General features: G+C 64.3%; 15 protein-coding genes. 10 read left to right on the plus strand and 5 right to left on the minus strand.

Going from position 1 to position 14,380, the window contains the following annotated elements:
* Positions 1–8 precede the first annotated feature (8 nt).
* The 4 genes from nrdH (at position 9) to nrdF (ending at position 3,812) form a co-directional block, all read left to right on the plus strand.
* Positions 9–230, plus strand: coding sequence for a glutaredoxin-like protein NrdH (nrdH, locus tag ABNX41_RS06885; RefSeq protein ID WP_438668983.1), 222 nt, complete (start codon positions 9–11; stop codon positions 228–230).
* 18 nt (positions 231–248) lie between these two features.
* Complete coding sequence (gene nrdI, locus ABNX41_RS06890) at positions 249–665, plus strand: class Ib ribonucleoside-diphosphate reductase assembly flavoprotein NrdI (protein WP_438668984.1); 417 nt, start codon at positions 249–251, stop codon at positions 663–665.
* Positions 647–2,773: a class 1b ribonucleoside-diphosphate reductase subunit alpha gene (gene nrdE / locus ABNX41_RS06895; protein WP_438668985.1), complete on the plus strand. Its 2,127-nt coding sequence runs from the start codon at positions 647–649 to the stop codon at positions 2,771–2,773. Before nrdI ends, nrdE begins: the two co-directional genes overlap by 19 nt.
* A gap of 64 nt (positions 2,774–2,837) precedes the next feature.
* A complete protein-coding gene (gene nrdF, locus ABNX41_RS06900; RefSeq protein ID WP_438669076.1) occupies positions 2,838–3,812 on the plus strand; it encodes a class 1b ribonucleoside-diphosphate reductase subunit beta in 975 nt (324 codons plus the stop codon).
* An 80-nt stretch (positions 3,813–3,892) separates the two neighbouring features.
* On the opposite strand, the gene ABNX41_RS06905 is transcribed toward nrdF, so the two are convergent.
* From ABNX41_RS06905 to ABNX41_RS06915, 3 genes are all read right to left on the minus strand, one after another.
* Positions 3,893–4,660: an ABC transporter permease gene (locus ABNX41_RS06905; protein ID WP_438668986.1), complete on the minus strand. Its 768-nt coding sequence runs from the start codon at positions 4,658–4,660 to the stop codon at positions 3,893–3,895.
* A 1-nt stretch (position 4,661) separates the two neighbouring features.
* The gene (locus ABNX41_RS06910) at positions 4,662–5,450 is read right to left on the minus strand and encodes an ABC transporter ATP-binding protein (protein ID WP_438668987.1); all 789 of its coding nucleotides are present in this window, start codon (positions 5,448–5,450) and stop codon (positions 4,662–4,664) included.
* 63 nt (positions 5,451–5,513) lie between these two features.
* Entirely contained in the window at positions 5,514–6,521 is a 1,008-nt protein-coding gene (locus tag ABNX41_RS06915; protein ID WP_438668988.1) for an ABC transporter substrate-binding protein, read from the minus strand.
* Positions 6,522–7,133: 612 nt separating this feature from the next.
* Between ABNX41_RS06915 and ABNX41_RS06920 the strand changes: the two genes are divergently transcribed.
* Both ABNX41_RS06920 and metH read left to right on the plus strand, forming a co-directional pair.
* On the plus strand, positions 7,134–8,174 hold the full coding sequence (locus ABNX41_RS06920) for a homocysteine S-methyltransferase family protein (RefSeq protein ID WP_438668989.1): 1,041 nt from the start codon (positions 7,134–7,136) through the stop codon (positions 8,172–8,174).
* Positions 8,171–10,891 (plus strand): methionine synthase, encoded by a 2,721-nt coding sequence (gene metH, locus ABNX41_RS06925; RefSeq protein WP_438668990.1) that lies wholly within the window; start codon positions 8,171–8,173, stop codon positions 10,889–10,891. The genes ABNX41_RS06920 and metH overlap by 4 nt, the downstream gene beginning before the upstream one ends.
* 90 nt (positions 10,892–10,981) lie before the next feature.
* Here metH and ABNX41_RS06930 read toward each other — a convergent pair whose 3' ends face one another.
* Positions 10,982–11,452, minus strand: coding sequence for a CAP domain-containing protein (locus ABNX41_RS06930; protein WP_438668991.1), 471 nt, complete (start codon positions 11,450–11,452; stop codon positions 10,982–10,984).
* Between the two features lie 192 nt (positions 11,453–11,644).
* Here ABNX41_RS06930 and ABNX41_RS06935 point away from each other — a divergent pair, with 192 nt between their 5' ends.
* A complete protein-coding gene (locus ABNX41_RS06935; protein ID WP_438668992.1) occupies positions 11,645–12,244 on the plus strand; it encodes a LolA family protein in 600 nt (199 codons plus the stop codon).
* Between the two features lie 74 nt (positions 12,245–12,318).
* On the opposite strand, the gene ABNX41_RS06940 is transcribed toward ABNX41_RS06935, so the two are convergent.
* Entirely contained in the window at positions 12,319–12,906 is a 588-nt protein-coding gene (locus tag ABNX41_RS06940; RefSeq protein ID WP_438668993.1) for a transglycosylase SLT domain-containing protein, read from the minus strand.
* 217 nt (positions 12,907–13,123) lie between these two features.
* Here ABNX41_RS06940 and hspQ point away from each other — a divergent pair, with 217 nt between their 5' ends.
* The 3 genes from hspQ (at position 13,124) to ABNX41_RS06955 (ending at position 14,327) form a co-directional block, all read left to right on the plus strand.
* Positions 13,124–13,450 (plus strand): heat shock protein HspQ, encoded by a 327-nt coding sequence (gene hspQ, locus ABNX41_RS06945; protein WP_438669077.1) that lies wholly within the window; start codon positions 13,124–13,126, stop codon positions 13,448–13,450.
* 91 nt (positions 13,451–13,541) lie between these two features.
* A complete protein-coding gene (locus ABNX41_RS06950) occupies positions 13,542–13,892 on the plus strand; it encodes an STAS domain-containing protein (RefSeq protein WP_438668994.1) in 351 nt (116 codons plus the stop codon).
* Between the two features lie 18 nt (positions 13,893–13,910).
* Positions 13,911–14,327, plus strand: coding sequence for an ATP-binding protein (locus ABNX41_RS06955; RefSeq protein WP_438668995.1), 417 nt, complete (start codon positions 13,911–13,913; stop codon positions 14,325–14,327).
* Positions 14,328–14,380: the final 53 nt, after the last annotated feature.

The following is a 14,380-nucleotide window of genomic DNA, read 5'->3' on the forward strand; positions in this document are numbered from 1 at the left end:
CAGATCCAATGACCATCACCGTCTATTCGAAGCCCGCCTGCGTTCAATGCACCGCCACCACCCGCGCGCTGGACGCCCGGGGCGTGTCCTACAACATCATCGACCTGACCCAGAACGCCGAGGCGATGGAAAAGGTCATGGCGCTTGGCTATCGTCAGGCTCCGGTCGTGGTGGCGGGCGAGGCGCATTGGGCCGGGTTTCGTCCCGACATGATCGGCCGCATTTCCTGACCATCGAAGGGGCGCGCGATGCCGGGGCTGGTCTATTATTCTTCGGCTTCCGGCAATACGGCGCGCTTCATGGCCCGGCTGGGGCTTCCGGCCGAGCGTATCCCGATCCGGCCCGATGCCGCCATGCCCGAGCCGGATCGCCCCTATGTCCTGGTCTGCCCGACCTATGCCGACGGCATGGGGCGGGGTGCCGTCGCCAAGCCCGTGATCCGCTTTCTGAACGATCCGGCGCGCCGCGCCCTGATCCGCGGCGTGATCGCCAGCGGGAACCGGAATTTCGGCGCGACCTACGCTTGCGCCGGCGCGGTGATCTCTGCCAAGTGCAATGTCCCGGTGCTCTATCGATTCGAGCTGGCCGGGACGGATACCGACATCGACCGCATCCGTGCGGGGCTTTCCAGGTTTTGGGGGAATGAATGCTCGACAGTGCAGTGAAACCCGCGCTCGACTACCATGCGCTGAACGCGATGCTGAACCTCTACGACGGCGAGGGCAGGATCCGCTTCGATGCCGACCGGATGGCGGCGCGGCAGTATTTCCTGCAACATGTCAACCAGAACACGGTGTTCTTCCACAGCCTGGACGAGAAGCTGCGCTATCTGGTCGAGGAAGGCTATTACGAAGCCGAGGTGCTGGACCAGTATTCGCGGAACTTCCAGCGCAAGATCTGGGACACCGCCTATGAGCGGAAGTTCCGTTTCCCGACCTTCCTGGGCGCGTTCAAATACTACACCTCCTACACGCTGAAGACCCGCGACGGGCAGCGCTACCTGGAGCGCTACGAGGACCGCGTCGTCATGGTCTCGCTGGCGCTGGCGCGCGGCGACGAGACGCTGGCGATGGCCTTGATGGAAGAGATCATCGCGGGCCGCTTCCAGCCCGCGACGCCGACTTTCCTCAACGCGGGGAAGAAGTCGCGGGGCGAGCTGATCTCGTGCTTCCTCTTGCGGCTGGAAGACAATATGGAATCGATCGGCCGCTCGATCAATTCGGCGCTGCAACTGTCGAAGCGCGGCGGCGGCGTGGCCTTGATGCTGACCAACCTGCGCGAGGCGGGCGCCCCGATCAAGGGGATCGAGAACCAGTCCTCGGGCGTCATCCCGGTGATGAAGCTGCTGGAGGATTCTTTTTCTTACGCCAACCAGCTTGGCGCGCGGCAGGGCGCGGGCGCGGTCTATCTGAACGCGCATCACCCCGACATCCTGCGCTTCCTCGACACCAAGCGCGAGAATGCGGATGAGAAGATCCGCATCAAGACGCTGTCCCTGGGCGTGGTGATCCCCGACATTACCTTCGAACTGGCGAAGAAGAACGAGGATATGTATCTCTTCTCGCCCCATGACATCCAGAAGGTCTATGGCGTGCCGTTTTCCGAGATTTCGGTCTCGGAGAAATATGCCGAGATGGTCGACGACAAACGCATCAAGAAGAAGAAGATCAACGCGCGCGAATTCTTCCAGACCATCGCCGAGATCCAGTTCGAGAGCGGCTATCCCTATGTGATGTTCGAGGACAGCGTGAACCGGGCCAATCCGGTGCATGGCCGGATTTCGATGTCGAACCTGTGTTCCGAGATCCTGCAGGTCAACGAGGCCTCGGAATTCGACGAGGATCTGAGCTATTCGCATCTGGGCACGGATATTTCGTGCAACCTGGGCTCGTTGAACATCGCCGCCACCATGGATGGGCCGGATTTCGGCGCCACGATCGAAACCTCGATCCGGGCCCTGACGGCGGTCAGCGAGATGTCGGCGATCGATGCGGTGCCCTCGATCCGGCGCGGCAACGACGAGGCCCATGCCGTGGGCCTGGGCCAGATGAACCTGCACGGCTTCCTGGCCCGCGAACGGATCCATTACGGCAGCCCCGAGGGGGTGGAATTCACCAGCGTCTATTTCGCGGCGGTGGCCTATCACGCGATCCGGGCCTCGAACCTGCTGGCACGCGAGCGCGGTTCGAGCTTCAAGGATTTCGAGAAGTCGAAATATGCCGACGGCTCGTTCTTCGACAAATATACCGAGCGCGACTGGCTGCCGACGCTGCCCGATGTGGCGCGGGTCTTCGAAAAGATCTCGCTGCCCACGCGCGAGGATTGGGCCAGGCTCAGGGCCGATGTGATGAAGCACGGCATGTTCAACCGCAACCTTCAGGCGGTGCCGCCGACCGGCTCGATCAGCTATATCAACAACTCGACCTCCTCGATCCATCCGATTGTCGCCAAGATCGAGGTGCGCAAGGAAGGCAAGATCGGCCGCGTCTATTACCCGGCCGCCTTCATGTCGAACGACAACCTCGAATATTACGAGGATGCCTATGAGATCGGGCCCGAGAAGATCATCGACACCTATGCGGCGGCGACCGAACATGTCGACCAGGGGCTGTCGCTGACGCTGTTCTTCCCCGCCGAGGCGACGACGCGCGACATCAACCGGGCGCAGATCTACGCCTGGAAGAAGGGCATCAAGACGATTTACTACATCCGGCTGCGCCAGACCGCGCTGGAAGGGACCGAAGTGCAGGGCTGCGTTTCCTGCACCTTGTGAGACAGAGCGCCGGGGGTTTCACACCCCCGGGCCCCCGTGGGATATTTGTGCAAAGAAGAAGATGATGAAGGATCATGTGGCGCCGCGGACCGTGCTGAAGGCGATCAACTGGAACCGGATCCAGGATGAGAAGGACCTTGAGGTCTGGAACCGGCTGACCGTCAATTTCTGGCTGCCCGAGAAGGTGCCGCTGTCCAACGACGTGCAATCCTGGTCCACCCTGCGCCCCGAGGAGCGCGAGTTGACGATCCGGGTCTTCACCGGGCTGACGCTTTTGGATACGGTGCAATCGTCGGTGGGCGCGATCTCGATGATGCCGGATGTGGTCACGCAGCATGAGGAAGCCTGCCTGACCAATATCGCCTTCATGGAATCGGTCCATGCGCGCAGCTATTCCTCGATCTTCTCGACGCTGTGCTCGACCAAGGAGATCGACGATGCCTTCCGCTGGTCGGAGGAAAACCCGCATCTGCAATCCAAGGCACGGATCGTGCTGGAGAAATACAAGGCCGGGGAAGATCCGCTGAAGCGAAAGATCGCCTCGGTCTTTCTGGAAAGCTTCCTGTTCTATTCCGGATTCTACCTGCCGATGTATTGGTCATCGCGTGCCAAGCTGACCAATACCGCCGACCTGATCCGGCTGATCATCCGCGACGAGGCCGTGCATGGCTATTACATCGGCTACAAATACCAGCGCGGGGTCGAGCTTCTGCCCGAGGCGCGGCGCCAGGAGTTGAAGGATTTCGCCTTCGCGCTGATGTTCGACCTTTACGACATCGAGTCGAAATACACCGCCGAACTTTACGACGGCATCGGCCTGACCGAGGATGTGAAGGCCTTCCTGCATTACAACGCCAACAAGGCGTTGCAGAACCTGGGCTACGAGGCGCTGTTCCCGCCCGCCGCCTGCGAGGTCAATCCGGCGATCCTTGCGGCGCTTTCGCCCGACAGCGAGAATCACGACTTCTTCTCGGGCTCGGGGTCGAGCTATGTGATCGGCAAGGCGGTCGCCACCGAGGATGAGGACTGGGATTTCTGAACACCGCCCGCTTGCCTTGCGCGGAAGATGAAAAAGGCCCCGCCGTCATGGCGGGGCCTTTGTCCGTCCGGCGGGCAGGATCAGCTTTGCGGGCGTTCGGCCCATCCCGCGAAGATCTTTTCGAGAAAGACCACGGCGTAGTAGAGCAGGATCCCCAGCAGGGCGAGCGCGATCAGCACTGCGAACATCAGGGGGTAATCGCCGTTGGTCTCGCCCGATTTGAACAGCGCACCAAGGCCGCGGCCATGGGGGCTGACGATCTCGACCAGATTGGTTCCGATGAAGGCCAGCGTCACCGCGACCTTCAGCGCGCCGAAGAATTCGGGCAGGGTCTTGGGCAGGGCGATCTTGCGGAAGATCGTCAGCCGCGAGGCGCCGAGCGAGCGCAGGATGTCGCGGTATTCCGGCTCCAGCGTCGAAAGCCCGATCCCGACCGACACGGCGATCGGGAAGAACGAGATCATGAAGGCCATCAGGATGGTGTTGAAATCGTGCTGGCCGATGAAGATCAGCGCCAGGACCGGCACCAGCGTTGCCTTGGGGATGGCGTTGAAGCCGACCAGCAGCGGATAGAGCCCGTCGCGCGCGATCCGCGAAAAGCCCATGATCATGCCCAGAAGCGTGCCGACCACCACGGCCAGGCCAAGACCGACCACGGTGCGCCAGAGGGTTTGCCAGCTCATTTCGAGAAACAGCCAGCGGAAGCGCCAGAAGGCGGGGGGCAGGTCAGAGGGGGCCGCCATCTTGTAGGTGGGCCAGCCCATGAACCAGACGATCCATTCCCAGAAGGCCACGAAGAGGACGATGGCGGCGACGGGAACCAGGAATTTGCCAAGCTTTTCGTTCATCTCAATGCACCTCTCCGTCACGGCCCTGGGCGATGCGGATCTGGTCGCGCAGGAGATGCAGCATCTCCTGGGCTTTCGGCTCGTAGAGAATGTCGAGCGTGCGGTCGTCGGGCAGGTCGACATCCAGCACATGCTGGGTATGGGCCGGGCGACCCGAAAGCACGATCACCTGATCGCCGAGGAAGATGCTTTCGCGCAGGTCATGGGTGATCAGGACGCAGGTGAAGGGCTCTTTCTTGCGCAGGTCGCGCATGGTCTGCCACAGATCCTCGCGGGTGAAATTGTCCAGCGCGCCGAATGGTTCGTCCATGATAAGCACGTCGGGGCGATGCACGATGGCGCGGCAGAGCGAGGCGCGCTGGCGCATGCCGCCCGAGAGTTCCGAGGGGCGCTTGTTCTCGAACCCCTTGAGCCCGACCATTTCGAGCAGGTGGCGGGCCCGGCCCTCGCGTTCCATCCGGTTCAGGCCGGAATCGACGATCTCAAGCGGCAGAAGCACGTTTTGCAGGATCGTGCGCCATTCCAGCATGACCGGGTTCTGGAAGGCCATGCCCACGGTCTTGCGCGGGCTGGTGACGCGCTCGCCATGCAGCCAGACCTCGCCCCGGTCGGGTTTCATCAGCCCCGAGACCAGCCGTGTCAGCGTGGATTTCCCGCAGCCCGAGGGCCCGACCACGGCGGCGAATTCACCCTCGGGAACCGAGATGTTCAGATCGTCCAGCACCGGAAGCGGCCCGGCCTTCGTGCGATAGGCGTGGGTGACGCCCTTGATTTCGATAAGATTTGTCATCCGGCGTCCCCCGATTTTTTTACTGCGGACCGCCCGGCCTGGGCGGGCGGCCCGTGGCTTTGGTCACTCGACGCTCAGGCTGCCGTCGTTCGGCAGGAAGCGAGGGTCGAAGAAGATCGCCGCATCGGGTTCGTTGATGAATTCATAGACCGATTTGGTCTGTTCGATGGAAAGCGCGAACCGCTCGGGGTCGACGCCGCCGAAGCCGTTCTCCTTCACCCAGTCGGTGAAGACATTGTCGGCGATGGCCATGCCCAGGCGTTCGGCCTCAAGCGCGGGATCGGCGGCGGGGTTGCGGGCGACCAGGCTTGCGATGGCGCCCTCGGGATCGGCGGCGGCATCCTTCCAGCCAAGCGCGACGGCGCGCAGGAAGCCCACGAGTTGCTCGGGATTGGCGGCGGCGAAATCGGTGTTGGCGATCACCACATTGCCGTAGAGCGCGACGCCGTGGTCGGCCATCAGCACGATCGAGAGATCCTCCTCCGGCACGCCGAGCCGCTTGAGGTTCAGCGACGACGAAAAGCTGAACCCGGTGACCGCCGCGACCTTGCCTTCCGCCAGCATCGGCTCGCGCGTGGGGAAGCCGACCGGCTCGACGGTGACGGTGGACATGTCGATGCCGTTCTCGGCGGCGAAGATGGGGAATTGCGCCCAAGCCCCGTCCGGCGGCGGGGCGCCGAGGATCTTGCCCTCGATATCCTTCGGTCCCTCGATGCCCAGGGATTTGCGCCCGACCATCGCGAAGGGGGGCTTGTCGTAGATCATCATCACCGCGGTCACCGGCGCGCCGGGGTTCTGATCGAGGAATTTCATCAGGCTGTTGATATCGGCGAAGCCGACGGGGAAGGCGCCGGTCGCGACTTTCGGGATGGCTTCGAGCGAGCTGGTGCCCTCGCTGATCTCGACCGTCAGGCCCTCGGCGGCGAAATAGCCCTTGTCGATGGCGACGAAATAGGGCGCGGCGGGCCCTTCGAATTTCCAGTCGAGCGCGAAGGGCATCGCGGTTTCGGCCTGGGCGGCGCCTGCGATCAGCAGCGCCGAGGCAAAGCTGGCGAATGCGTAGCGAAACATTTTTGGTTCTCCCCGGGTGGATTCTTTGCGTTTCCGGCCAATTCTGGCCGGGCGGCGGCGCGACTGCATCCCTCGGGCCGCGATATGGGCCAGGTCCTGGCGGATGCGCTTAAAAAGACGGCTATATCCCCGAAGGACGCCTGTTTTTCATGCGGGTGGCCGATATTTTTTGCCGGGGCGCGAAAGGGCCGGGATCATCTGGCCGGTTCCTGTCGGCGGGTGACGGGTTTTGTCATTGGACCCGGACCGAGACCGGGGCCATGATGGGCGCATGAAAGATCAAGGCAATATATTGAAATAATTCATTTAACAGGAAGGCTCCGGGGGCTCCGGGGGCTCCGGTCGTTCGCCCGGCCGGTTGGGCGCCTTCGCTTCGCATCCGATGCATGTCTCCCGCACCGGCTGCGAGTATCCCCGATCCGGCCCGTTCTCTCCGGGTCGGGGATCCCATTTCCGCGCCGCATCCAGAAGATATTCGAAATAGTTCATTATCTTTACGAATAACATGAATTTCACACTGGCTTCCGTCTCGGCTATACTGGGTTATCCGCCCGTGCCCGCCTTGGGGCACCGGCCCCCACCTCGGACCCCACATCCTGGAAGCCGGAAGCCATGCAAAGCCTGACCCTGCCGCGCGCGCCCGCGTTCAGTGCCCTCGAAGCCCTTGCCCGTGAGCGGATCCTGATCCTCGACGGTGCGATGGGAACGCAGATCCAGGGCCTCGGCCTTGGCGAAGAGGATTACACCGGCCATGGCTCGGGCCATGCCTGTCGCCATCATTCCGACCATCCGCAGAAGGGCAACAACGACCTTCTGATCCTGACCCAGCCCGAGGCCATCGAGGAAATCCATTTCCGCTATGCCATGGCGGGCGCCGATATCGTCGAGACCAACACCTTCTCGGCCACCACCATCGCCCAGGCCGATTACGGCATGGAGGCGGCGGTGCATGATCTGAACGCCGAGGGCGCGCGCATCGTGCGCCGCGCGCTGGACCGTGCCACCGCGATCGACGGGCGGCCGCGTTTCGTCGCGGGGGCCGTGGGGCCGACCAACCGCACCGCCTCGATCAGCCCGGATGTGAACGATCCGGGCTACCGCGCCGTCAGCTTCGACGATCTGCGGCTGGCCTATGGCCAGCAGGTCCGCGGCCTCATCGAGGGCGGCGCCGACCTTGTCCTGATCGAGACCATTTTCGACACGCTGAACGCCAAGGCGGCGATCTTCGCCTGTTTCGAGGCTTTCGCCGAGATCGGCCGACGGCTGCCGGTGATGATCTCGGGCACGATTACCGATGCCTCGGGGCGCACGCTTTCGGGCCAGACGCCGACCGCGTTCTGGCATTCGGTGCGCCATGCCCGGCCTTTCACCGTCGGGCTGAACTGTGCCCTTGGCGCCGAGGCGATGCGTCCCCATATCGCCGAGCTTGCGGGCGTGGCGGGCACCTTCATCTGCGCCTATCCCAATGCGGGCCTGCCCAATGCCTTCGGCCAGTATGACGAGGGCCCCGATGACACCGCCCGCCAGGTGGCGGGTTTCGCCGCCGAGGGGTTGGTGAATGTGGTCGGCGGCTGCTGCGGCACGACGCCCGACCACATCCGCGCCATTGCCGAGGCCGTCACCCCCTTTCGCCCGCGTGAGGTCCGCGCATGAGCCGTTACCTGCGTCTTTCTGGTCTTGAGCCCTTCATCCTGACCCCCGACATTCCCTTCGTGAATGTGGGCGAGCGCACCAATGTCACCGGCTCGGCCCGGTTCAGGAAGCTGATCACCAACCGCGATTATGCCGCCGCGCTCGAGGTCGCCCGCGACCAGGTCGAGAACGGCGCCCAGATCATCGACATCAACATGGACGAGGGCCTGATCGATTCGAAGGCCGCCATGGTCGAGTTCCTCAACCTGGTGGCGGCCGAGCCCGATATCGCCCGCGTGCCGGTGATGATCGATTCCTCGAAATGGGAGGTGATCGAGGCCGGGCTGAAATGCGTCCAGGGCAAGCCCGTGGTCAATTCCATCAGCCTCAAGGAAGGCGAAGAGGCCTTCCGCCATCATGCCGGGCTTTGCCTGGCTTATGGCGCGGCGGTGGTCGTGATGGCCTTCGACGAAACCGGTCAGGCCGACAGCTACCAGCGCAAGATCGAGATCTGCCGACGCGCCTACGACATACTCGTGCAGGAGCTGGATTTCCCGCCCGAGGACATCATCTTCGACCCCAATATCTTCGCCGTCGCGACCGGGATCGAGGAACACAACAACTATGGCGTCGATTTCATCGAGGCCACGCGCTGGATCCGCCAGAACCTTCCCCATGCCCATGTCTCGGGCGGGGTGTCGAACCTGTCGTTTTCCTTCCGGGGCAACGAGCCGGTGCGCGAGGCGATGCATGCCGTCTTCCTCTACCACGCCATCCAGGCCGGTATGGACATGGGCATCGTCAATGCCGGGCAGCTTGCGGTCTACGACCAGATCGAGCCGGAACTGCGCGAGGCCTGCGAGGATGTCGTCCTCAACCGCCGCCCGGACGCGACCGAGCGGATGCTCGACGTGGCCGAACGCTTTCGCGGCGGCGCGCGCGAGGAAAAGGCCCGCGATCTGGGATGGCGCGAATGGCCGGTGGAAAAGCGGCTGGAACATGCGCTGGTAAACGGGATCACCGAATTCATCGAGGCCGATACCGACGAGGCCCGCCTGGCCGCCGCCCGCCCGCTGCATGTGATCGAGGGCCCGCTGATGGCGGGGATGAACGTGGTGGGCGACCTCTTTGGCGCGGGCAAGATGTTCCTGCCGCAGGTGGTGAAATCGGCGCGGGTCATGAAACAGGCCGTCGCCGTCCTGCTGCCGCATATGGAGGCCGAAAAGCTGGCCGCCGGCGGCTCGGGCGGGCGCGAAAGTGCGGGCAAGGTGCTGATGGCGACCGTGAAGGGCGACGTCCACGACATCGGCAAGAACATCGTCGGCGTTGTGCTGGCCTGCAACAATTACGAGATCATCGACCTGGGCGTCATGGTGCCGCCGCAGAAGATCCTTGAGGTGGCGCGGGCCGAGAAGGTCGATGTGATCGGGCTTTCGGGGCTGATCACGCCCTCGCTCGACGAGATGGTCCATATGGCCGCCGAAATGGAGCGCGAGGGGTTCGACATTCCGCTCTTGATCGGCGGGGCGACGACCTCGAAGGTGCATACGGCGGTGAAGATCCACCCCCGCTATGCCCGCAGCCAGGCGGTCTATGTGACGGATGCCAGCCGGGCGGTCGGCGTCGTCGGCCAGCTTCTCTCGCCCAGTCAGAAGCTGCCCTATATCGAGCAGATCCGCGCCGAATACCGCGAGGTGGCCGAGCGGCACGAGCGCGCCGAGCTGGCCAAGCGTCGCCTGCCCCTGGCCGAGGCGCGGGCCAATGCCTTCCGCGCGGGATGGCAGGACCACACGCCGCCCGAGCCGCAATTCCTCGGCGCGCGCCAGATCGCGGATTGGGATCTGGCCGAGATCGCGGAATATATCGACTGGACCCCCTTCTTCCAGACATGGGAGCTGAAGGGCGTCTATCCGAAGATCCTGGAGGACGAAAAGCAGGGCGAGGCCGCACGCCAGCTTTTCGCCGACGCGCAGGAGATGCTGGGCCGAATCATCGCCGAGGGCTGGTTCCGCCCCCGCGCCGTGGTCGGCTTCTGGCCCGCCAATGCCGTGGGCGACGACATCGTCCTGTTCGAGGGCGAGGATCGGGCCCATCCGATGGCCACGCTCCACACGCTCCGCCAGCAGACCACCAAGCGCGAGGGGCGGCCCAATGTGGCCCTGGCCGATTTCGTGGCGCCGCATGGGGTGGCGCGCGACTGGGTCGGCGCCTTCGTGGTGACCGCAGGCCCCGAAGAGAACGAGATCGCCGCCCGCTATGAGCGCGCGAACGACGATTACGGCGCGATCATGGTCAAGGCCCTCGCCGACCGCTATGCCGAGGCCATGGCCGAGATGCTGCACGAGCGGGTGCGCAAGGAGCTCTGGGGCTATGCGCCGGATGAGGCTTTCGCGCCCCGCGACCTGATCGGCGAACCCTATCGCGGCATTCGTCCCGCGCCGGGCTATCCGGCCCAGCCCGACCATACCGAAAAGCTGACGCTCTTCCGCCTGCTGGATGCCGAGGCCACGACCGGCGTCACCCTGACCGAAAGCATGGCGATGTGGCCGGGCTCCTCGGTCTCGGGGATCTATATCGGCCATCCGCAGGCCTATTACTTCGGCGTGGCGCGGGTGGAGCGCGATCAGGTCGAGGATTACGCGCGAAGGAAAGGCATCTCTCTGGACGAGGCCGAACGCTGGCTGGCGCCGATCCTGAACTATACCCCGCGCGGCGAGACGGTGGTGGCGGCGGAATAGGCCGCCTTGCCGTCCTCTGCCGGGGTGCGTGGCGTGGCGGGGCCCTGCTATCTGGGGCCGCAGTCTTTCCCCGGGGGCTTGCTTTGGGGCCTACCTCGGGGCCGCGCCGACGAAGACGTAATAGGTCCGGGTGCCGTCGGTCGCGATCGCGATCCCGGCCTCGGTGATCTGCGGGTTGAGCAGATTGGCCCAGTGGCCCGCGCTTTCCCGCCAGAGCCGCATCGCGGGCGCGGCGCCGCCCTGGCTGCTGGAGGCGATATTCTCGACCGCCGTGCGCAGCCGGTAGCCCACGCCGCGCAGCCGCCCGCGCAGGTCCGATCCGTTCTTGCCCGAATGGGTCAGCCTGCCCATGTCGGCCAGGTCGCAGGCCTGACCCTGCGCGGCCTGGGTCAGCGACTGGCTGGGCGCCAGCCGGGGCAGACTGCGCGCCGCCCGCTCGGCGTTGGCCCAGCTCAGGATTTCCCGCGTGTGGGCGGCCGCCCCCGGCGGCAGGGTGCAGGCCAGGGCGGGAAGGGTCATCAGCATCAGCCCCAACCCGGCCATTCCAGCTTTTCCGAACATGCGCGCGCCTTTCCATTGCTTCGGGCCGGTTTCTAACGGCCCATGCGCAGAGTGGAAAGCCGAAGGGCCCCCTTCGTCCCCAGAGGGTGCCGCCGTCGGCGGTTTCCCGGGCCATCTCACGCGGCGGCACAAAGCCGCGAGCGATGTTACAGGGGGATTCCCGACGCCCCGGCCCAAGGCTATATTCGCCCCATGAACCGTCGCATCGCGCTTTTCGCCCCGTTCGCCCTTCTCGCGCTGGCCCGTCCGGCGCTGGCCCGGAAGCTGTCGCTTGGCACCCTGTCGAACTATCTCAACGGGCTGGCGACGGTCGAGGCCGATTTCACCCAGATCAACGGCGACGGCACGGTTTCGACCGGGCGGATCTATATCCGGCGCCCGGGCCGGGTGCGGTTCGAATATGCCCCGCCCGACCGCTCGCTGGTGCTGGCAAGCGGCGGGCAGGTCGCGATCTTCGACGCGAAATCGAACCAGCCGCCCCAGCAATATCCGCTGTCGCGCACGCCGCTGAACCTGATTCTATCCGCCAATATCGACCTGGCGCGGGCGCGCATGGTCGTGGGGCACCGCGAGGACGGCACCTCGACCCGGGTGGTGGCGCAGGATCCCGCGCATCCCGAATACGGCACGATCGAACTGGTCTTCACCGCCGGGCCCGTCGAATTGCGCCAATGGATCATCACCGACGATCTCGGGCAGCAGACGACGGTGATCCTGGGCGAGATGACCAAGGGCAAGGACTATCCGGCCAGCCTCTTCTCGATCCCCAGCGAGATCGAGCGCAGGGGCTGAGTGTCTCGACCCGGCTTTCCGACATGAATGGGCCCCCGCGGATGGCGGGGGCCTTCGTCTTCGGGCGCGGCGGCTCAGATCCGGCAGCCGCGCAACTGGTCGCGATACATCTCGGACCGCCGCCCGACGCGGGCCGCCACGTCCACAAGCCACGGCTTGGCCAGATAGCTTTGATTGCGATAGCCGGTCCGGCCTTCGTGATAGGCAAGATACTGGTTCGTCGCATCCTGCTTGGAGATGCCGAGGCGGGCTTCGGTCTCATGCATGTACCAGCCCATGAAATCTGTCGCATCCTCGATCCGGTCGCGGCGCGCGTTGCGCTTGCCGGTGGCTTCGACATATTCCTCCCAGGTGCCGTCGAGCGCCTGGCTGTAGCCGAAGGCCGAGCTTTGACGCCCGGTTGGGATCACGCCCAGGACATAGCGGTGCGGCGTCTGCGCATCGCCGATGAACTTCGATTCCTGATGGATCGTGGCCATCTGGACATGCACCGGAACGCCCCATTTGCGTTCGGTTGTCTGCATCGCCCTCAGGTAATGCGGACGTTCGCGGACGATTGCGCAGGCGTCGTCAAGCTGGCGAGGCGCGGAGTAGCGGCCCGCGCCGCCCCCACAGGAGGCCAGCAACACCAAAAGCAACGCCGCACGGAGAAACCTGCTCATCTGCCCCTCGTGCATTTTTTTGTCATGATAGCGCAAAGCGGCCGACTGGAAAACAGCGATCCGATCAGATCTGCGCGAGCGGTCCGGGCGCGCGAAATGTGGCAAGACTGTGACGCGCGGCGCCACAGACTGTTTCCCGCCTCTGCGCCCGCAAAGGTGGACAGGCGGCGCTTCACGCTCTAGTAACCCTGAGCAGGAGAAGATCGGCGTGAGCACAATGTTCAAGGCGCAAGCCAAATATCACATTGGTCAGGTGCTGCGCCATCGCAAGCACACCTTTCGGGGTGTGGTCTTCGATGTCGATGCGATGTTTTCCAATACCGAGGAATGGTATCAGAACATCCCCGAGGAAAGCCGCCCCTCGAAGGATCAGCCCTTCTACCACCTTCTGGCCGAGAACGACCAAAGCTATTACGTCGCCTATGTCTCGGAGCAGAACCTGATTCCCGACGAGACCGGAGAGCCGGTCGACCACCCCGATCTGTGCGACCTTTTCGGCGATTTCGAAGACGGGCGCTATCCGCTTCAGTTCCAGTTGAACTGACCTCGCCGCCGGGCCCGGGGAGGGGCGGCGGTTACTTCTTGATAACGCTTTGCCGTTAGCCTCGCTCGCGTGGAAACGAGGGAATCGGGCGATGCCGCTGAATGCCGCCATGCAGGGAAATGTGCTTGTCATCCAGGCGCGGATGGAGCGGATCGACGCCGCCGGGGCCATCCAGTTCAAGGAGATGATGCGCGATCTGACCGCCCGGGCGTCAGATCGGGTGGTGCTTGACCTTTCGCAGGTGGGGTTTCTGGATTCCTCGGGGCTGGGCGCGGTGGTCTCGGTGATGAAGATGCTTTCCCCCGCGCGACGGCTGGAGCTTGCGGGCCTGACCCCGCCGGTGGAAAAGGTGTTTCGCCTGACCCGGATGGATACGGTCTTCACCATTCACCCCGTGCTCGATGCGGCGCTGGCGTCCGGCGGGCTGCGGAATGCGGGCTAGCGTGCGATGATGCAGGGGATGAGCTTTGCCGAATTCCGCATGCAAAGCGACAGCGTTTCCGTGCGCGAGGGGCTGATCCAGGCCTTCGAGACGCCACCGCTGAGCCGACTCGGCCCCGAGGCCCGCGCCGTCGCCGAGCTGGTTCTGGCCGAGGTGCTGAACAACATCGTCGAACACGCCTATCGCGACGGTCACGGTCCGATCGTTCTGGGGTTCCAGCGGGCGGCGGATGCCCTGAACTGCCGCATCGTAGATTTCGGGGAACGGATGCCGGAAGGCCGCCTGCCCGAGGGGCAGCCCCCCTTTCCCAGAGACCTGGCCGAGGGCGGCTATGGCTGGCACCTGATTCGCAGCCTTGCGCGGGATCTGCGCTACGAATGGGTGGGAGAGGGTAACTGGCTGACCTTCGCCCTGCCGCTGGATCAATCCGCCTGAATGCGCCGAATTGTTTCGAGATTGCGGAAGTTGACGCAATCTTGTCCGATTTC

This window comes from Pseudogemmobacter sonorensis (assembly GCF_042762395.1).
GTDB classification, from domain to species: domain Bacteria; phylum Pseudomonadota; class Alphaproteobacteria; order Rhodobacterales; family Rhodobacteraceae; genus Pseudogemmobacter; species Pseudogemmobacter sonorensis.